The 21,887-nt window shown below is 63.5% G+C and carries 3 protein-coding genes; all 3 read left to right on the top strand.

What is annotated here, in order from left to right:
* The first annotated feature begins 210 nt into the window (after nt 1-210).
* The 3 genes from LRS11_RS03040 (at nt 211) to LRS11_RS03030 (ending at nt 21,866) form a co-directional block, all read left to right on the top strand.
* Complete coding sequence (locus tag LRS11_RS03040; RefSeq protein ID WP_260495451.1) at nt 211-19,062, top strand: hypothetical protein; 18,852 nt, start codon at nt 211-213, stop codon at nt 19,060-19,062.
* 90 nt (nt 19,063-19,152) lie between these two features.
* Nucleotides 19,153-20,988 carry an acetylglucosamine transferase gene (locus tag LRS11_RS03035; protein WP_260495450.1) on the top strand — a complete coding sequence of 612 codons (1,836 nt, stop codon included), beginning with the start codon at nt 19,153-19,155 and terminating at the stop codon, nt 20,986-20,988.
* 38 nt (nt 20,989-21,026) lie between these two features.
* Nucleotides 21,027-21,866 (top strand): hypothetical protein, encoded by an 840-nt coding sequence (locus LRS11_RS03030; protein WP_260495449.1) that lies wholly within the window; start codon nt 21,027-21,029, stop codon nt 21,864-21,866.
* The last annotated feature ends 21 nt before the right edge of the window (nt 21,867-21,887 follow it).

Raw genomic sequence — 21,887 nt, 5'->3', positions numbered from 1 at the left:
GGCCATGTGCTATCAGAGTAGTATCACCTGTGGATCTTTGACGCCAAAAAAATAGACACCTCAAGAAGCAAGCAAGATAGATGATCTGGGCCGCCATCGGACTCTCAAGAACTGAAGAGTCCAGCCGCTAACCCAAGTTGGGATAATTTCTGCTGCGGCTCTGCCTGATAGAGAAGCCGATGCGGACTCACTCTGTGTAGGTAATAAAAAATGAGCAGCATCTTCACCGGCTTGACCTCGGACCAAGTAATTGCGCTGACCACTGCGCAGATCGCGGCTTTGACGACTGAAGATGTCGCCGGTATCACCACCGAGCAGCTTGCGGTGTTGACCACTGCCCAGATCCAGGCACTGTCGACTGCTAGCGTGGTGGCGTTGTCCACTGAGCAGGTGCCGGCGCTGACCAGCAACCAGATCATTGCGCTGAGCAGCATTCAAGCCAGGGCAATCGAAACTGAGGATTTTGCGGAGCTGACCACTGCTCAGATTCGCGCATTCGAAACCGCTGATTTTGCGGCGCTGACCACTGCTCAGATCGAAGCGTTGACGGCTGCACAGGCTGCAGCGCTGACTACGGCTCAGGTGGTCGCATTGACCACTGCCCAGGTTCAGGCCCTGGAAGTCGCGGATCTGGCTAACATGAGCGTCGCCCAGATCCAGGCGATGCAGACTGCCGACCTGGCTGTGCTGACCACGGCCCAGATTCAGGCGTTGACCACCGCCCAGGTTGCCGCGCTCTCTACTGCCCAGATCGTGGCGTTGAGCAGCACGCAGATGGTGGCTCTGGAGACTGCAGATATCGCTGCGCTGACCACTGCTCAGTTGGTGGTGGTGCCAACCGCTGATTTCGCCAAGCTGTCCACTACGCAAATTCAGGCGCTGACCACTGCTCAAGTGGCGGCACTGACCACCGCGCAGATAGTCGCGCTGACCACTGCGCAGGCTGCTGCGCTGGATGCGGCAGATATCGCTGCGCTGACCAGTGCCCAGCTGGTAGCCATGCAGCCGGCAGATTTTGCCGCATTGACCACCGCCCAGATCGCCGCGCTGACCACCGCGCAGATTCCGCTGCTGACCGATGCGCAGCTGGAGGCGTTGACTACTGCCCAAGCGGCCGCCTTGGAGACCCAAGATTTTGCCAAGCTGACGACCGATCAGCTGCAGGTATTGGAAACGGCCGATGTGGCCGCGCTGACCACCGCGCAGATCGTCGCATTGACTACTGAGCAGGCGGCCGCACTGACCAGTGCCCAGGTCAAGGCACTGACTGCCGCGCAGGTTGTAGCCATGGAGACGGCCGACCTGGCCAGTCTGTCTACGGGTGTGATCGCCAGCCTGACGACTGCCCAGGCCGCGGCCTTGTCCGTTGCTCAGGTTGCGGCTTTGACAACTGCTCAGATCGAGAAGCTGGAGTCTGCCGACTTGGGTGCGCTGGGTACGGCGCAAATTGCCGCGCTGGATTCTGCCCAAATTGGCGCGCTCAGTAGCGTGCAGGTCAAGGGGTTGAGTTCGGCCCAGCTGCAGGCCATCGATGCGGCCGATATTCCTGCTCTGGACCCCAGTGTCATCAGTGGTTTGACTACCGCGCAGATCGTGGCCCTGACCACTGCACAGATGGTGGCCCTGACCACCGCGCAGGCGGCAGAGCTGACCACGGCACAAATCTCCAAGCTCACTACCGCTCAGGTGGCTGCACTGGAAGTTGCTGATGTGGCGGTGCTCGATCCTTTGGTGGTGAAAGCCCTGACCACCGTCCAGGTCGCCAATTTGACTACTGCGCAAGTGGCGGCCCTGACCACCGCGCAAGTAGCGGCCATGGATGTGGCAGATGTACAGGCGTTGACCAGCGCGCAGGTGGTGGCTCTGAGCTCCGCCCAGATTGGCGCGCTGACTGCCGCGCAGATTGCCGGCCTGAGTACCGCCCAGGTGCAGGCCATTGAAGTGGCCGATGTGCCGGGGTTGAGTGGCGAGACTATCGATAGCCTGAGCACCACCCAGCTTGGTGCCCTGACCACCGCTCAAGTGGTGGCCCTGACCACTTTGCAAGTCAGCAATCTCAGCGCCATCCAGTTGGCAGCGCTGACCACTGCGCAGATCCAGGCGATGCAGGTGGCAGATGTTGCCGCCCTGTCTACAGCCGCTATCACCGGCTTCACCACGGCGCAAATTGCCGCCCTGAGCGATGCTCAGGTGCAGGCCTTGACCACCGCGCAGATGGCCAAACTGGATATTGCCGATGTACAGGCGCTGACCACCGATCATATCGAGGCCTTGTCTTCCAGCCAGTTGGGTGCAATGACTGCCGGGCAGGTGGGTGGCATGTCCACCGCCCAGATCGCGGCGATTGAAGTGGTGGATATCGCCGGTTTGAGCACGGCGGCAGTGGCTGCCTTGAGCAACGCCCAGGTCGCTGCGCTCAGTGCGGGCCAGATTGCGGCCCTGACCACCCTCCAGGTGCAGGCTCTGAAGTCGACCCAGCTTGCCGCCATGAGTACGGCGCAGGTGGCGGCGATTGAGGTAGCGGATATTGCCGCACTGTCGACGGCTGCGGTCCCCGGCTTCACTACCGCGCAAATTGCCGCCCTGAGCAATGCCCAGGTGCAGGCGCTGACCACCGCGCAAATCGCCAAGCTGGATCTGGCCGATGTCAAGGCTCTGACGGTTGCGCACATGGCTGCACTGAGTTCGGCGCAGATCGGCGCCCTGAGCGTGACCCAGGTGGCAGGCTTGAGTGTTGCGCAGGTCGCAGCCATTGATGCTGCAGACGTTCCGGTCGTGGCTCCCGGCGTGCTCGCCGGTATGACTACTGCGCAAATCAACGCGCTGACCACGGCTCAGCTGGTTGCTCTGACTACCGCACAGGCGGCAGCCCTGTCAGCCGCCCAGTTGGGCGCCATTAGCACCGACAATATTTCCGCTCTGGAAACGGCGGACTTTGCCGCCATCAAGACCTCTGCTATTGCTGGCTTGACGACCGCCCAGGTCGTGGCGTTGACCGATGAGCAAATTGCCGCCCTGACCACCGCGCAGTTGGCGGCCATGGAACCGGCTGATTTCGCCAAGCTCACCAGCGACCAGATTGTGGCGCTGACCACGGCGCAAGCTGCATCGTTGACCGCTGCCCAGGTGGCGGCTTTGACCACGACCCAGGTCGCAGCTATCGAAGTGGCTGATATTGCGGCGCTGACTACGGCGGCTATTAAGGGCTTGACCGCTGCCCAGCTACAGAAACTCAGCAACGCCCAGTTGCAGGCGCTGACCACTGCCCAGGCCGAAGCACTGACCGCTGCTCAGGTTGGAGCCCTGACCACGGCACAAATTGCCGCCATGCAGGTGGCGGACGTGGCCGCCATCTCGACGGCAGCCATCACCGGGCTGACCACCGCTCAGGTTGTGGCGTTGACCGATGCACAAGTGTCGGCCCTGACCACGGCGCAACTGAGCAAGATGGACGTAGCCGATATTCAGGCTTTCAGCGCGGCGGATATCACTTTGTTGAGCTCTGCGCAGATTGCTGCGCTGACTCCGACGCAGATGGCTGGCCTGACCACCGCACAGATTGCTGCCATCGACACGGCAGACCTGCCGGCGCTCGCAGTCGACGATATCAAAGCGTTGAGCTCTGCTCAGATTGGCGCTTTCAGCGTGACTCAGCTGGCGGCTTTGAGTACCGCACAAGTGGCCGCGATCGACGCGGCAGACATCAAGGGTCTGACTACGGCGCAGATCGTTGCGCTGACCACGGCGCAAGCCAAGGCCCTGACTTCGGCGCAAGTTGCCGCACTCACTACTGCGCAACTGCAGAAACTGGAGGTGGCCGATCTGGCCGCCCTGAGCACCGCGGCCATCAAGGGGCTCACGGCGGCGCAAATGGTCAGCCTGACCACTGCGCAGATTGTTGCCCTTACTACCGCTCAAGCTGCTGCCCTGAGTAACGCACAAGTAGCGGCGTTGACCACCGCCCAGGTACAGAAGCTGGAAACCACCGATCTGGCGGCCCTGGCGACCTCGGCCATTGCGGCCATGACCACGGCGCAAATTGCCAGCGTACTCACCACCCAGATTGATGACCTGACTACGCGCCAGATTCAGGCGATCGAAACCACTGATATCAAGGCGCTGACCACTGCCCAGGTCAACGCTCTCACGGCTTCCCAGGTTGCGGCCCTGACCATTCCGCAGATGGTGGCGCTGAGTACCGCTCAAGTGGCCGCGCTGAATGACCCACTGAGTGCCTCGCAGCAGATCGCCCGCCAGGTTGGCGCGCTGACTACCGCGCAGATCGCTGCACTGACCACCGCGCAGATCGCTGCCTGGACCACTGCGCATACTGCTGCGCTGAGCTCGACCCAGATCGCGGTGATGTCCACCGCGCAGGTTCGTGCCATCGAAACCGTTGACCTGCGCACATTGGATACCGCCGCTGTGCGCAGTCTGACCACTGCACAGGTAGCGGCCCTGACCACCGCACAGGTGGCGGCCTTCACCACCATCCAGGTGCAGGCGATTGAAACTGCCGATATCAAGGCACTCTCTACTGCACAGCTGGTCGCACTGGGGACCGCTCAAGCCGCGGCTCTTACTTCGGCTCAGGTTGCCAGTCTGAGCACGGGCCAGGTGCGCGCGTTGCAAACTGCCGACCTGGCGGCTATCAGTACGCTGGCTATAAGCAAGCTGACCGCCGCACAGATCGCAGCTCTGACCACTGCCCAGGTGGAGGCTCTGACCACTGCGCAGACCCAGGCGCTGACCAGTGCCCAGATCAAGGCGCTGACCACCGAACAGATCAAGGGGCTGGGTACCGAGCAGGTCGCAGCCCTGACTACAGAGCAGGTAGTCGCGCTGGAAACCACTGATCTGGTTCAGCTCAGCACTGCGCAATTGGTCGCATTGACCACTGCACAGGCGCAAGCGCTGACAGCTGCACAAGTTACTGCGCTGACCAGCAAGCAAGTTGCGGCGCTGGAAACCGCGGATCTGGCGGTCTTCAGCACGGCACAGATCCGTGCGTTGCAAACCGAAGACATCAAGGCTCTGACTACGGCCCAGGTGCGGGCATTGACCACTGCGCAGATTGCCGCACTGGAAACTGCCGATGTGGTGGCCTTGAGTACCGCCCATATCCAGGCGCTGACCACCGCCCAGGTGGCGGCCCTGAACACTGCGCAGATCCGTGCACTGGAAACCAGTGACCTGCGCCAGCTCAGTACCGCGCAGATTGTGGCGCTGACCACTGCTCAAGCGGCAGCGCTGAGCACCGAACAGGTCAGCAAACTGACCACCACGCAGATTGCCGCTCTGCAAACGGCCGACCTGGCTGCGCTCTCCACTGCCGCCATCGGTAGCTTGAGCAATGTTCAGCTGGCGGCCCTGAGCAGCACGCAGATTGCCGCATTGACCACGGTGCAAGTGCGCGCCCTGGAAACTGCCGACCTGGCCAGCCTGAGCCCGGAACAGATCGAGGCCCTGACCACCGCTCAAGTCGCGGCGCTGACCACCACCCAGGTCGCCAGCCTGACTGGCGAGCAGATTGCCGCGCTGGAAATTATCGACCTGGCCCAGCTGACTGTCGCCGCCATACAGGCCCTGTCTTCCGCACAAGTGGCGGAACTGACCACCGCACAACTGGCGTCGCTGTCCACGGCCCAGGTGCGCGCGCTGGAAACTGCAGATCTGCGTGCTCTGAGCAATGAGCAGCTGATCGCGCTGACCACCGAGCAAGTGGCGGCGTTGACCACCGCGCAGGTTGCCAGCATTTCTACCGCGCAACTGCCATCCCTGCAGACTCAGGATCTGCAGGCGCTGGGTACTGCCGGCATTCGTGCCCTGGGTACGGCACAGGTGCGCGTACTCAATGAGGAGCAGATCGTTGCCCTGACCAGCGATCAGGCGGCTGCCCTGACTTCGTCGCAGATCCTGGCGCTGACTACCTCGCAACTGGCTTCGCTGGAAACCGTGGATCTGGCGCAACTGGTTACCGCGGGGATTGCGGCACTCAGCAGCGATCAGCTGCTGGCGCTGAATACCGCACAGATTGCGGCCCTGAGCAGCGCCCAGGTCGTTGCCCTGACCTCGAGCCAAATCAGCAAGCTGACGGCAGAGCAAGTGGCCGCACTGGAAACCGCTGATTTCAGCGAGTTGTCGACTGCATCTATCTTGGCGCTGACCACCGCCCAGGTGGTCGCCCTGACCACTGAGCAAGTAGCCGCGCTGACTACGGCGCAGCTGCGTGCCCTGGAAACCCAGGATCTGGCGGTGCTTTCCGCTGACCAAGTCGGTGCGCTGAACACCGCGCTGGTGCGTGCCCTGAGCACCGTGCAGATTGCCGCCCTGAGCAGCGCCCAGGTGGCTGGCCTGACCACCGAGCAGATCGAAGCGCTGACCACGGCGCAGATTCGCGCGCTGGAAACCGCTGACCTACAAGCCCTGAGTGCCGAGCAGATCATCGCCCTGACCACCGCCCAGGCGGCGGCGCTGAGCACCGCGCAGATTGCCAAGTTGACCACGGCACAGCTGGGCGCTCTGGAGCTGAATGACCTCAACGTGCTGTCGACGGCCAGCATCGCCGCCCTCACCACGGAACAGACCGCGGCGCTGAGCACAGAGCAGATAGCGGCTCTGACCACTGTGCAGTTGCGCGCCCTGGAAACCCAGGACTTCCGCGCCTTGACCAGCGCACAGATCGTTGCCCTGACCAATGAACAAGTCGTGGCCTTGACCAGTGCGCAACTGGGGGCGCTGACCAGCGAGCAGTTTGCTGCTCTGGAGGCGGGTGACCTGGCCTTGCTCAGTACCGCCTCGATTCGTGGGCTGAGCACCAGCCTGATTGCGGCCCTGACCACCGAACAGGTGCAGGCACTGAGTGCCCAGCAAGTCGCAGCCTTGAGCACCGCTCAGGTCGTTGCCTTGAGTACTGAGCAGATCGCCGCGCTGGAGGTTGATGACCTGACGGGGCTTGGCACGGCGCAGATCGTTGCGCTGACCACCGCCCAAGTTCAGGCACTGTCTACCGAGCAGTTCAATGTGCTGTCTCCGGCGCAGATCGCTGTGCTGGAAACCGCCGATATCCGTGCCTTGAGTACGGCACAGATTGCCGCCCTCAGCGAAGACCAGGTGGTCGCTCTGACTTCGGCACAACTGGTTGCCCTGACTACCGATCAGATTCCGGCGCTGGAAACCAATGACCTGGCCGCGCTTTCTACTGCGGCCATTCGCGCGCTGACTCCTGCGCAGGTCGCGGTGCTGACCACTGCGCAAATCTATGCCCTGACTGAAGACCAGGCTCCGGCGCTGACCTCGGCACAGATCGCTGCGATGAGCACCGCGCAGATCGCTGCCCTGGAACCTGTCGATCTGGCGGCGCTGTCCTCCGCCACTATCGCTGGCCTTACCAGTGCCCAGGTCGCTGCGCTCAATTCGGCGCAAATCGCGGCATTGACCACCGAGCAGATCACCGCCCTGGAAACCCAGGACGTCGCGGCCCTGACCACCGACCAGATTGTTGCGTTGACCCAGACTCAAGTGCGGGCGCTGGGCTCAGCCCAGTTGGCTGCGCTTTCCCCGGCCCAGTTGGCCGCCATGGAACCTGAGGACATCGCCAAGCTCTCGACCGCCAGTATCCCGGGGCTGACTACTGCTCAGGCGGCTGCACTCACGGTTGAACAGGTCGCCGCCCTCACTGCTGCGCAGATTGCCGCACTGGAAACAGCCGACCTGCGCGCCTTGAGTTCCGCGCAGATTGCCGCCCTGTCTTCCGTGCAGGTAGCGGCGCTCACCACCGAGCAGATTGCCGCCCTGACGACTGTTCAGTTGGGGGCTCTGGACACGGTTGATATTGTCGCACTGGATAATAGCCAGATTGCCGCGCTGACCACCGCTCAGGTGCGTGAGCTGTCCCTTGGCCAGCTGGCCGCCTTGACCACTACTCAACTGCGTGCGCTGGAAACCGCCGATGTCGCGGCACTGACCACCGCCCAACTGGTGTCCCTGAGCCTGGCCCAGGTGGCAGCGCTCAGTACCTCGCAGATTGTCGCGTTGACCACCGCCCAGGTGCGTGCGTTGGCTGTCGAGCAGATCGAAGCACTGACAGCCGCCCAGGTCGCTGCCCTGGAGACCGTCGATGTGGCGGCGCTGACCACCGATCAGGTGGTGGCTCTGAACTCGGCTCAGGTCGCTGCGCTGAAGACCGCGCAGATCGAGGCTCTCAACACCCACCAGCTGACGTCCCTGGATACCGTGGACATCGCTGCGCTGAGCGCCGCACAAATTGCCGCGTTGAGCACGGCGCAGGCTGCTGCCCTGACCTTTGAACAGCTGGCTGCTCTGTCGACCGCCCAGGTGCGCGCCATCGAAACGGTCGATCTGGCGGCCATGGGCACCGATCGGATCGAAGCCCTGAGCACCGCGCAAGTGGAAGCACTTAGCACCCAGCAGGTGGTCGGGCTGACCACCGCGCAGGTGCGTGCCCTCACGCCTGAACAATTGAATGCCATGACCACCGTGCAAATACGGGCCATGGCCACCGATGACCTGGCGGCGTTGAAAACCTCGCAGATTGCGGCCCTGAGCTCCGATCAGATTGGCTCCCTGAGTACCGCTCAGGTGCTGGCGCTGACCAGTGCACAGATTGCCGCCATCGAGGTCGAGGATATCCCGGCACTCAGCAATGCTCAGCTGCAGGTCCTGCAGACCGAAGATCTGGCGGCTCTCACTACCGCGCAGGTTGTTGCTCTTGGCACGGCACAGTATGCCGCTCTCAGTACCGTGCAGATTGCTGCCCTGGGCAGCGCCCAAGTGGCGGCCCTGCAGACCCAGGATCTGGCCGTACTCAGTACCGCGCAGATTCGTGCCCTGGATACCGTCGATGTGGCGGCCCTGACCACGGCGCAAATCGTTGCGCTGACCACCGCCCAGGTCGCGGCATTGAGCACCGAGCAACTGGCGGCGCTGAGCACTGCGCAGGTGCAGGCCTTGCAAGTGGAGGATGTGCAGGCACTGACCACGGCCCAGATTGTTGCGCTGAGTACTGCCCAGGTAGCGGCCCTGACTACCGAACAGACTGCGGCCCTTAGCACGGTACAAATTGCTGCGCTGGAAACCGCCGACCTGGTCAGGCTGACCAGCGATCAGATCCAGGCCTTGCTGACTGACCAGGTAGCGGCGCTGACCACTACTCAGGTAGCAGCCCTGACTACGGCGCAGATTGCTGCCCTGGAAACCGCTGATGTTGCTGCTCTGACCACTGCTCAGGTGGTGGCGTTGAGTAGCGCCCAACTGCAAACGCTGAGCTCCGACCAGCTGGCAGCGTTGAGCAGCAGCCAGATCAAGGCGATCGAGACGGCCGATCTGGCAACCTTGTCGACCGCGCAGATCGTGGCGTTGAGTTCGGCCCAGATCGCTGTACTGGGCACCGATCAGATTGCTGCGCTGACTACCGCCCAGGTTCGTGCGCTGGAGCTGGAAGATATTGCCGGCCTCACCACGGCCCAGGCCCGTGCCCTGGAAACTGCCGACCTGGTAGCGCTCAGCACTGCCCAGGTGGTGGCACTGACCACAGCACAAGTGGCGGCCCTGACTACCGCGCAGGTCGCCAGCCTGACCACCGCCCAGGTCGCGGCCCTGCAGACCCAGGATCTGGTTGCTCTGACCACGGCCCAGGTGGTGGCATTGAGCACCGCCCAGGTACAGGCGCTGAGCACCGCGCAGATCAGTGCCCTGACAACTGCTCAGGTGCAAGCCCTGCAGACGGTTGATCTGGCCAGCCTGAGTAGCGATCAGATCATTGCCCTGACTACTGCCCAGGCAGCGGCGTTGACCACTGCGCAGATTGCCGCACTCACCACGGCCCAAGCGGCCGCCTTGCAGATCGCCGATCTGCAGGTTCTGAGCACCGCTCAGCTGCTGACCATGGAAACCGAAGATCTGGCCGCCTTGACCACTGCCCAGATCGCCGCCCTCAGCACCGCCCAGTTTGCTGCCCTGAGCAGTGCACAGATTCGTGCCCTGACCACTGAGCAAATGGCTGCGGTAGAAGCCGCTGACCTGGCTGTATTGAGCACCGCGCAGATTCGTCAGATCGAAACTGCCGATCTGGCTGCGCTGACCAGCGATCAGATTGCTGCGCTGGGTAGCGACCAGTTGGCCGCTTTGACCACGTCGCAGATCGTTGCCCTGACCTCGGCCCAGATTGCCGCCATCGAAGTCGGCGATTTGCCGGCGCTCAGCGCTACGCAGCTGCGCGCTATCGAAACGGCTGATCTGGTAGCCCTGAGTACCGCTCAGATCGTGGCGCTGACCAGCACTCAGGCAGCGGCACTGAATACGGCTCAGGTGGCTGCGCTGACCACGGCGCAAATTCGTGCCATGGAGACCGAGGACCTGGTTGCGCTGACCACGGCGCAGATCGTTGCTCTGACCACGGCTCAGGCTGCGGCGCTGAGCACGGCACAGCTGCAGGCGTTGAGCACTGTCCAGCTGCGTGCACTGGAAACTGCTGATCTGGCAGCGCTGGGCACCGCCCAGGTGGTTGCCCTGACCACCGAGCAGATAGCTGCTCTGCGTACCGAACAGGTCGCCGCCCTGACCCAGACGCAAGTCGCCGCACTGGAAGTGGTCGACGTGCAAGCCTTGACCACCGCGCAGATCGTGGCCCTGACCTCCACTCAGGTGCAGGCGCTGACCACCACGCAAATCGCCTCCCTGAGCAGCGCGCAGATCGCCGCCATGGAAACCGCGGATGTGGCGGCCCTCAGTCAGGAACAGGTGATCGCCCTGAGCGGCGCTCAACCTACCGCCCTGACCACGGCGCAGATCGCCAACCTGCCAACCGCGCAGATCGCGTCCCTGCAGACGGCCGACCTGGCAGCCCTGACCACCGCGCAGATTGCCGCGCTGACTACCGCCCAGGTGCAGGCGCTGACCCAGGAGCAGATCCCGGCCCTGACGACTGCGCAGGTACGTGCCTTGGATACGGCGGATGTCGCCGTGCTCTCGGCTGACCAGTTGACAAGCCTGACGACGGCGCAGATGGCCGCACTGACCACCGATCAGATCGTTGCACTGGGCACCGCCCAGGTCGCCGCCCTGGAAGTGGCCGACGTGGCTGCGCTGACCACGGCGCAGATTCGTGCCCTGGAAACCGCCGATCTGCGTGCCCTGACTGTCGAACAAGTGGCCGCCCTGACCAGCAGCCAAGTCGCCGCCCTGACCACCGTTCAGGTCAGCAGCCTGACCGTCAGCCAAGTGGCCGCCCTGCAAACCCAGGATCTGGTCGCCATGACGGCGGCGCAGATTGCCGCCCTGACCACGGCCCAGGTGCAGAACCTGACCCTGGCCCAGATCGCCGCGCTGACCACCACGCAGATTCGTGCCATCGAAGCGGCCGACCTGGCCGTGTTCTCCGCCGAGCAGATCGATGCCCTGACCACGGCCCAGGCCGCGGCGTTGACCACCACGCAGATCGTGGCCCTGACCACCGCGCAGATGACTGCTCTGGCACTGGCTGACCTGCAGGCCCTGGGCACTGCACAGATCGAGGCGCTGGAAACGGCTGACCTCGCCGCGCTGCGCAGCGACCAGATTGCCGGTCTGACCTCGGTACAGATCCAGGCGCTGAGTGCTGCGCAATTGCAGGCCCTGACCACTGAACAAGTGGCTGCGATTGAGACGGTCGATCTGGCGGCGATGTCGCCGAGCCAGATCGCGCAGCTGGAAATCGCCGATATTGCGGCCCTCACCGCCGCGCAGATCGTTGCGCTGACCACCGCCCAGGTGGCGGCCCTGACCACCGCGCAAGTTGCCGCCCTGACCAGTGAGCAGGTCGGTGCCTTGCAAGTGGCGGATCTGCAGGTGCTGAGCAGTAGCCAGATTCGCGCCATCGAAGTAGCCGACCTGGCCGGTCTGAAAACCGCTCAGGTTGCTGCGCTGACCACCGAACAGGTTGTTGCGCTGACTACCGCGCAAATCGCGGCCCTGAGTACGGCCCAGATTGCCGCCCTGGAAACCGCTGATGTGCATGCCCTGAGCACGGCGCAGATCACTGCCTTGACCTCGGCGCAAGTCGCAGCGCTCGGCAGTGACCAATTGCAGGCACTGAGTACCACGCAGATCCGTGCCATCGAAGTGGCCGATCTGGCTGCGCTCACCGCCGCTCAGTTGGTCAAGCTGACCACTGCCCAGGTTGCAGCACTGACTACCGCCCAGGTTGTGGGTTTGACCACTACCCAGGTCGAGGCGCTGACCACTGCGCAGGTTGCCGCGTTGGCTACGGCCCAGATCAGTGCGCTGGAAAGCGCAGATGTGGCAGCGCTGACGGTGGCGCAGATCATTGCCCTGACCACTGCCCAGGCTGGGGCACTCAATTCTGCTCAACTGGCTGCCCTCAGCGTCGACCAGGTTGCCGCCTTGCAAGAGGCTGATCTGGCCGCGATAGCCACGGCAGTCATCTCCAGCCTCAGTGCTGCGCAGATTGCTGCGCTCAGCACCGCTCAGGTGGCGGCCCTGACCTCGGATCAGGTAGCGGCCCTGGAAACCGCCGATCTGGTGGCCTTCAGCGTCGAGCAGATCGCCGCCCTGACCACGGAACAGGCCGCTGCCCTGAGTACCCTGCAGCTCTCCAAGCTGACCACGGATCAGATTGCTGCCCTGGAAGTGGCCGACCTGCAAGCCCTGAGCACCAGCCAGGTGGCTGCGCTCACGACTGCCCAGGTCAAGGCGCTGACCCAGACGCAAATCGAGGCTTTGACCACCGCCCAGGTGCGTGCGTTGGAAACCGCCGACTTCGCGGCGCTGACCAGTGACCAGATTGCTGCGCTGACCAGCGATCAAATCGCGGCCCTGAGTACGGCGCAGATCGTTGCCCTGACCACCGCGCAAGTCGTGGCTCTGGAAACTCCCGACCTGGCACACTTGACCACTGCCCAGCTGGCCGCGATGGAAAATGCCGATCTGGCTGCCTTGACCGTCGAGCAAATTGCCGCGCTGACTTCGCTGCAGCTGAGCAAGCTGAGTACGGCGCAGATTGCCAGCCTGACCACGGCACAGGTGGGCGCCATTGAAACGGCGGATCTGCAGGCACTGACCAATGCCCAGGTGATTGCCTTGAGCAGTGCTCAGCTGCGGGCGCTGAGCGCCGAGCAGATTGCTGCGTTGACCACGGCGCAGCTGCGCGTGATCGAGACCCAGGATCTGCAGGCACTGACGACCTTGCAGGTGCGTGCGCTGACCACCGAGCAGGCCGCCGCGCTGACCACGGATCAGGTGGTTAGCCTGACCACCGTGCAAGTGGCTGCTCTGGAAACGGCTGACCTTGCCGCCCTCACCACGGCGCAGATCCGCGCTCTGGAAACGGCGGATGTGGCGGCCCTCACCGCCGCCCAGATTTCCGCACTGACGACAGCGCAGGCGGCAACCCTGACCACCGTACAAATTGGTGTGTTGAGCAATACCCAGGTCGCGGCATTGCAAACCGATGACCTGGCGGCCCTGACTACCGCGCAGATCGTGGCCCTCAGCACGGCTCAGGTGCAGGCGCTCAGTGGTGCGCAGATTGCGGCCCTGACCACCGCGCAACTGCGTGCCCTGGAATTGGCCGATTTGGCCAAGCTGAGTGCCGAGCAGATTGCCGCGTTCACCACCCTGCAGGCGCAAGCCCTGACCACGGCGCAAATCGCCGGCCTCAGCACGGCGCAGATCGTCGCGGTGGAAACCGCCGATCTGGCGGCGCTGACCACGGCGCAGATTCGTGCCGTGGAAGTCGCCGACCTGGCCCTGCTCACCTCGGATCAGATAGTCGCCCTGACTACTGCCCAGGTGGCTGCCCTGACTACCGCCCAGGTCGTCGCCCTGACTACGGCGCAAGTAGAACTGCTGTCGGTCGCTCAGGTGGCTGCCTTGACCAGCGCCCAAATCGCGGCCCTGCAAACGGTCGACATTGCTGCCCTGACCAGTGCTCAACTGGTGGCGTTGACCACCGAGCAAGCGGCAGCCCTGACCGGTGCGCAACTGGCGGCCTTGAGTGCCGACCAGATTGCCAGCCTGGAAGTGGCTGACATCGCTGCGCTGTCCACGGCGGCACTGCCGAGCCTGACCACCAACCAGGTGGCCAACCTGAGTACGGCGCAGATCGATGCCCTGACCAGCGTGCAAATCTCGGCCATGGAGGCTGCGGATATCGCCGCGATGGCGGCCGAACAACTGGCCGTGCTGGATAGCGACCAGGTGGCAGCACTGACCAGTGCCCAACTGGCAGCCTTGAGCCCGAGCCAATTGGCGGCGCTGGATGCGAGCACCATTGCCGCAGCTGGTGCTGACCTGGTCGACGCCCTGACCACGGTTAACGTGCCGGCCCTGACCACGGCCCAGGTAGCCGCGCTGACCACCAGCCAGGTGCGCAGCATGGAAACCCAGGATGTGGCCGCGCTGACCACTGCTCAGATCGTCGCCATGAGTACCGAGCAGCTGGTCGCACTGACTACCGCACAGGTAGCCGGCCTGACCACGCGCCAGGTGGCTGCGCTGGAAACCGAGGACGTTGCCGCTCTCAGCAACGTGCAATTGATCGCCTTGACCACTGCGCAGGTCGGTGCGCTGACCAACGCCCAGCTGGCAGCGCTGGATACCGCTCAGATTCGGGCCATTGAAACTGCCGATATTGCTGCGCTGAAACTGTCGCAGGTGGCCGCCCTGAGCACCGTGCAGATCGAGGCGCTGACCAATAGCCAGATACAGGGCATGACCACCGAGCAGATGGCTGCGCTCACCGCCGAGCAGATCGAGGCGCTGACCACAGCGCAGTTCCGCAACATGGAAATTGCCGACCTGGCCGCGCTCACGCCAGATCAGATCGCGGCCATCGAAATTGCCGACCTGCAGGCCCTGAGCACCACGCAAGTGGCGGCTCTGACCACCCAGCAAGTTGTCTCGCTGACCAATAGCCAACTGGCCGCGCTGACCACGGCGCAGATCAAAGCGTTGGAAACGGCCGATGTCGCGGCGATCAACGTCGCGCAGATCTCGGCGCTGACTACCGCGCAGATCGTTGCTCTGACCACCGACCAGATTGTCGCCCTGACGCCGGATCGCTTTGCCGCGCTGAGTGTGGCGCAGCTGGTCAAGCTCACCACCAGTCAGATCACCGCAATGGCCACGGCCGATATTGCCGCATTGACCGAGGAGCAAGTGTCTGCGCTGACCACGGCACAAACGGGCGCATTGAGTACCGCGCAGTTCAGCAAGCTGTCCGGGGTGCAGATCGCTGCCCTGGGCACTGCCAACGTGCAGAGCCTGAGCTCGGCACAGCTGGTTGCGCTGACCACCGAGCAGACTCGTGCCCTGACCCTGGAACAGATTGGCGCGCTGACCACTGACCAGATCGTGGCCATGGAAACCGCCGATATCGCTGCGCTCACGGCCGATCAGGTGCAACTGCTGTCCACCGCCCAGGCCGCTGCGCTGACCACGGCTCAGGTGGTCAACCTGACCACTGCGCAAATTGCCGCCCTGGAGGGCCAGGACCTGGCTTCGCTGTCGACCACGGTGATTCCGCTGTTGACCACTGCTCAGGTCGCGGCTATCACCGCGGATCAGATCGGTTTCCTCACTACTGCTCAGGTTCGTGCCCTGGAGACCGCTGACCTGGTGGTGCTCGACTCCACGCAGATCGCCGGCCTGCAGTTGTCGCAGATTGCGGCGCTGACCACCGGACAAATCCAGAGTCTGACCACGGCTCAGGTGCGTGCCCTGAGCGTTGACCAGTTGCAGGCCCTGACGCAGAGCCAGATTGCTGCGCTGGAAACTGCCGATCTGGTCGCGCTGACTACGGCACAGATTGCTGGCCTGGAAGCGGTCGACATCAGCGTGCTGACCACCGACCAGATTGTCGCGCTGACTACCGCTCAGGTCGGTGCGCTGACCGGCGAGCAGATCCAGGCGCTGAGCAAGAACCAGTTGGCGGCGATGGAAACCGCCGATATCGCGGCCCTGAGCACCACGCAGATCCGTCAGATCCAGACCCCGGATCTGGCGGGCCTGACCACGGCGCAGATCGTCGCTCTGACTACCGCCCAGGTCGCGGCGCTGACCACCGCGCAAGTGGTGGCCTTGAGTACGGAGCAAGTGGCGGCTATCGAGAACGCCGATCTGGCGGTGATGAGCACGGCGCAGATCGCGGCCATGGAAACCCGCGATATCGCGTCGCTGCTCAATGCGCAAATCACTGCCCTGACCAGTGATCAGGTCCAGGCGTTGACCACCGCACAGATTGTCGCGCTGACCACCAGTCAGGTCGCGGCCATTGAAACGGCTGATTTCGCCCTGCTCAGCACTGCGCAGATTGCGGCCCTGCAAACCCGCGATGTGGCCGAACTGACCACGGCGCAAATCGTTGCCTTGACCACCGCGCAGACTGCAGTCCTGAGTTCTGCACAAGTGGCGGCACTGACCACGGCGCAATTGGCCCAGTTGGAGGTCGCGGACCTGGTGGAACTGACCACGCAAGCCTTGCAAGGCTTGACCGTGGAACAAGCGGCTGCCTTGACCACCGCTCAGGTGGCGGCACTGGAAACCCAGCAGGTAGTGGCGCTGAAAACTGCCGATATCGAGGCGCTGACCACTGCCCAGATCGTGGCGCTGACCTCCGATCAGGTGCAGGTACTGACTACGGCGCAGATCGTGGCGCTGACCAGCGCCCAGGTCGCGGCCTTGCAGACTCCGGACTTCGCGTTGCTCAGCACTGCGCAGATCGCTGCCCTGCAGACCGCCGACATGGCGAATCTCACCACCGCGCAAGTGGTGGCCTTGACTACCGCGCAAACTGCCGCGCTGAGTTCCGCTCAGGTAGCCGCACTGACCACGGCGCAGATCGTCCGGCTGGAAACAGCAGACCTCAACGCCCTGAGCAGCGTCGCTATCGCCGGCCTGACGACTGGCCAGGTGGCCGCACTGACCACCGACCAGATAGTCGCGCTGTCGACCGCGCAGCTGGTGGCCATGGAAACCCGTGATATTGCGGCCATGACCACCGAACAGATCCAGACCCTGGCTTCCGATCAGTTCCGTGCCCTGAGCACGGCACAGATCGCGGCCCTCACCAGTGCCCAGGTGCAAGCCCTGGAAACCCGTGATCTGGTGGCGCTGAAGACCGAGCAGATCGCTGCGCTGGATGCTACCGATCTGGCCCTGCTGAGTACGGATCAGCTGCGTGAGCTGACCACCGACCAGCTGCCGGCGTTGACCACGGCGCAGATAGTGGCACTCACGACGGAGCAGGTAGCGGCCTTGAAGGTTGCGCAGCTGCAGGCCCTGACCACGGTGCAGATTGCCGCCATGCAGGGGGCTGACGTGGCCGCGTTGACCACGGCCCAGATACAGGCCCTGACCACGGAACAAGTGCGTGCCCTGACCACTGCTCAGATTGTCTCGCTGACCACCGAGCAGTTCTCGATCATGGAAACGGCGGATCTGGCTGCCTTGAGCACGGCGCAGGTCGCCGCCATCCAGGCCTCCGATCTGCAAGCGCTGGATACCGCGCAGATCGTTGCCCTGACCACTGCTCAGGTGGCTGCCTTGACCACTTCGCAAGTGGTGGCCATGACCTCGACCCAGGTGGCTGCGCTGGAAACGGCAGATGTGGCGGCACTCGGCACGGCGCAGATTGCCGCGCTGCAGATATCCGACCTGGCCGCGATGACCACGGCGCAGATCGTTGCCTTCGGCACCGATCAGATCCGTGCGCTGACCACCTCGCAGATTTCCGGTTTGACCACGCAACAGGTGGCTGCCCTGGAGACCCGCGATGTGGCGGCCTTGACCACCGAGCAGATCCAGGCGATGCAGAACGTCGACCTGGCGGTGCTGACCTCCGCTCAGATCGCGGCGCTGACTACGGCACAGATCATCGCGCTGACTACCTCGCAGGTTAAAGCGCTGACCACCGATCAGATCATTGCGCTGACGTCGGTGCAGGTGCAGGCGCTGGAAACAGCGGATATCGCCGCACTGACCTCGGCCCAGATCGGCGCCATTCAGGTGGGCGACTTTGCCCTGCTGAATACCGCGCAGTTGGTGGCGATCGATGTGGCGGATGTCCCGGCCCTGACCACGGATCAACTGACCGCGCTGAGCATGACCCAGGCTGATGCCTTCACTGCTGAGCAGTTGGCGGCGATGGCGACTGAGCAGATTGCCGTGCTGAACACCTCGCCGCTGATCCTCGATCTGAACGGCGACGGCGTGCAGACCCTGCATTGGGCGGCCAATACTCACTTCGACATCGATGCCGATGGCGATCTGGACAACACCGGCTGGGTAGCTGGCGGCGACGGCCTGCTGGCCATCGACCGCAACGCTGATGGCGTGATCAACGATGGTGGTGAGCTGTTCGGTAACGCTACCGAGCTGGCTGATGGCAGTCGTTCCGAGGACGGTTTCGCCGCCCTGGCCGAGCTGGATAGCAACCAGGATGGGCGCATCAGTGCCGATGACCAGGACTTTGCTGCACTGCGCGTCTGGGTCGATGGCAATCAGGATGGCGTCAGCCAGGCGGACGAGTTGTACAACCTGTCTTCCCTGGGGATCGCCAGCATCAACCTGAGCGCCGAGCAGACCTCGCAGCTGAACAATGGCAACTGGATCGGCCTGAGTTCCAGCTACGAGACCGTCGATGGTCAGGTGCACAGCATCGTCGATGCCTGGTTCCGCAACGGTGGCAGCGACGGTCAGGACATCGACCTGACTGCGGTCAACCCGGATATCGTCGCGGCCAATAGCCTCAGCCAGATCAACCTGGCCGGCGATGGCGGGCTGGCGACTACCCTGACGCTGGATGCGCAAAGTGTCAGCCAGTTTGGTCAGGTGGGCTTGGTCGAAACCGGCTTGGGTGCCTCGGCTCCGGTGCAGATGCTGATCAATGGCAACGCCAATGACAGTGTGGTGATCACTGGTCCGGCGGGTGCCTGGCAAGCGGCGGGTAGCGTGCAGGTCGAGGGTGCCGAGTACAACGTCTACAACGATGGCGAGATTCAGCTGCTGGTTGCAACCAGCGTGAATACCAGCTTCTATTCGTAAACGTTGGAGTAGCCCTGCCAGGTGAGATGGTGCACTTGGCAGGGTTGCTTGCCTGTCTGTCGGATGGACTGTTCTCGTTAAGGCGTGTGCATGCCGGAAAACCCCGTTACAACCGCAAACCTCGATAGCGCCTTTCTCAATGCTCTGCAGTTGGCTGAACAAGCCAGTCTGGAGCCGACGCAGTTGATCGTCGTGGCCGAGCGCCTGGGGGCTGCGCAGCGTCTGACCGACGCGGTGCGCCTTTACCAGTGCTGGCTGGGGCACTGCAGCTCGACCGCCGATTACATCGTACAGTTCAACTTGGGCGTGACCCTTTCCCAGCTGGAGCAGTTGCCGGCGGCCGAGCAGGCTTATCGTGCTGCGATCATGCGCAAGCCGGATTTCGTCCAGGCCTGGTTCAATCTGGGCGCGGTGATCGAGCGCCAGGGGCGGGCGGAGAACGCGCTGGTCATCTGGCAGTCGATGCTGGATCACCCGCTGGTGGGGCCGGAGTTGAATACCGAGCTGTACATCATGCTGCTCAACAGCATGGGCCGCCTGATGGAGGAAGTGCGTCAGCTCAATTCGGCGGAAGCCAAGCTGCTGGCCAGCCTGCAGGCCGACCCGCAGCAGCCGAAGGTAATCCAGCACTGGGTGCATCTACGCCAGAAACAGTGCGAGTGGCCGGTGTTCACCCCACTGGTCCAGCTGTCCGTGGGTGACTTGCTCAAGGCCACTTCACCCCTGGCCATGCTCTCGGCCACCGATGACCCTGGGCTGCAACTGGCCACGGCCCTGCGCTTTGTCAGCGAGCGAGTGAACCAGCGAGTTGCTGAACTGGCGCCGCGGGGCTATGAGCACGAGCGCCTGCGTATCGCCTTTCTCTCCTCCGATTTCTGTCTGCACGCAGTGTCGTTGCTGACGGTAGAGCTGTTCGAGCTGCTCGATCGTCAGCGTTTCGAGGTCTACGGTTTCTGCTGGAGCCGTGAAGACGGCTCGGCCCTGCGCGCGCGGGTCAAGGCGGCCATGGATCATTTCATCCCGATCGGCGCGCTGGATGATGCCGCTGCCGCGCAGCTGATCCGCCAGCAGGAAATCGACATCCTGGTCGATCTGCAGGGCCTGACTTCCGGGGCGCGACCGAACATCCTGGCCTATCGTCCGGCGCCGGTGCAGATCACTTACCTGGGTTTTCCTGGGCCGACCGGTCTGCCTTGCATCGATTATGTGATCGCCGATCATTACCTGATTCCCGATGCCGAGAAGCCCTTCTACAGCGAAACGCCGTTGTATCTGCCGGCTTTCCAGTGCAGCGATCGGCAGCGGCCGGTGGCTGCGCTGCCGAGTCGCGCCGAATGTGGCCTGCCGCCAGACAGCTTCGTGTTCTGCTGCTTCAACAATAACTACAAGTTCAACGAAGAGATGTTCAGCTGCTGGATGCGTATCCTCGCCCAGGTACCGAACAGCGTGTTTTGGCTACTGGCCGACAACCAGTGGTCGCAGGCCAACCTGCTGGCATGCGCCGAGCAGCATGGCGTGGCCCGCGAGCGGCTGATCTTTGCCCCGCGGGTGGCGCCGGAACTCTACCTGGCGCGCTACACGGCGGCGGACCTGTTCCTCGATGCCTATCCGTTCAATGGCGGCACCACGGCCAACGATGCCCTGTGGATGGGGCTGCCGGTGCTGACCCGTTCGGGGCGTACCTTCGCCTCGCGCATGGCGGGTAGCCTGCTGACGGCACTGGAGTTGCCGGAGCTGATCACCAATGACCTGGCCAGTTACGAGCAGCGTGCCGTCGAGTTGGCTAGCGCTCCGGCAGTATTGCAGGCGCTGAAAGAGCGGCTACAGCGCGGCCGCGATGCTTCGCCTCTGTTCGACATGCCGCGGTTCGTGCGCAGTTTCGAGGACGGCCTGCTGGCAGCCCATCAGCGCAAACGCTCAGACTGAGTCCCTGCGGCCTTATCGTTTATCCAGGAAGTCCCTCCATGCCTGTTTGCCCACCCGAGAACCTGCTGTACGCCTGCCTCACCCATGTGCCGTTGCAGGTCGAGTTTCCGAGCTATGTCACGCCCATCTACATGGGCGAGGCGCAGGGGGCCGGGCGCCTTAACCTGCGTGATCTGGCCCCCGAGTGGGAGCCCTATCACCCGGTACTGGGGGCGACGGCGGGCGCTTTTGCCCTGAAAAACCTGCTGCTCAGCCAGCCGGGCAGCATTCGCCAGGTGGGCATCTGCCAGTACCGCAAGTTTCTCTCGCGCGAGCGCATCGGTGCCCAGGCGCAGAATTATCAGGTGATGGATGTGCTCTCGGCCGAGCAGATGGGGGAGTTCGCCCTGGCCGACCTGATGCTGCCCAGCGAGTCGGATTTTCTGATCGGCAAGCCGGGGCAGTTCACCCTCAACGGGCAGAACCACGGTTACCTGTATCAGTACAAGGATGTCCACCATGTCGAGGACTTCCTGCGTTTCACCGCCGTTGCTGTCGAGCTGGGCGTGCTGAGCAAGCAGGAGGTGATCCCGTTCTTCGACGAAAAGGTGTTCTTCCCCGGTGGCATCGAGCTGGGCGTGCTGCCGGCGGAGTTCTGGGTCAGCCATATCACCGCCATCGAGTCGGTGGTGCGGCGCTGCGTGCAGTTGCATGACACCCGACGGCCTGACCTGCAGGGGCGGGTCTGGGCGTTCTGTGCCGAGCGGCTAGGCAGTTACTTTCTGTTGCGCCACCTGCGTGCGCAGGCCGCAAGCGGACCGGACTGGCTGACTCGACACACGGGCCAGCTCAACCTGCTGGTCCCGGCGGGCGAGCAGCACTATGTGCCAGGGGTCTGATCAGCTGGTTTCTGCCGGTTC

It is taken from the genome of Pseudomonas sp. J452, from assembly GCF_024666525.1.
Taxonomy (GTDB): Bacteria; Pseudomonadota; Gammaproteobacteria; order Pseudomonadales; family Pseudomonadaceae; genus Aquipseudomonas.
This window is presented reverse-complemented; position numbering and strand designations above follow the sequence as displayed.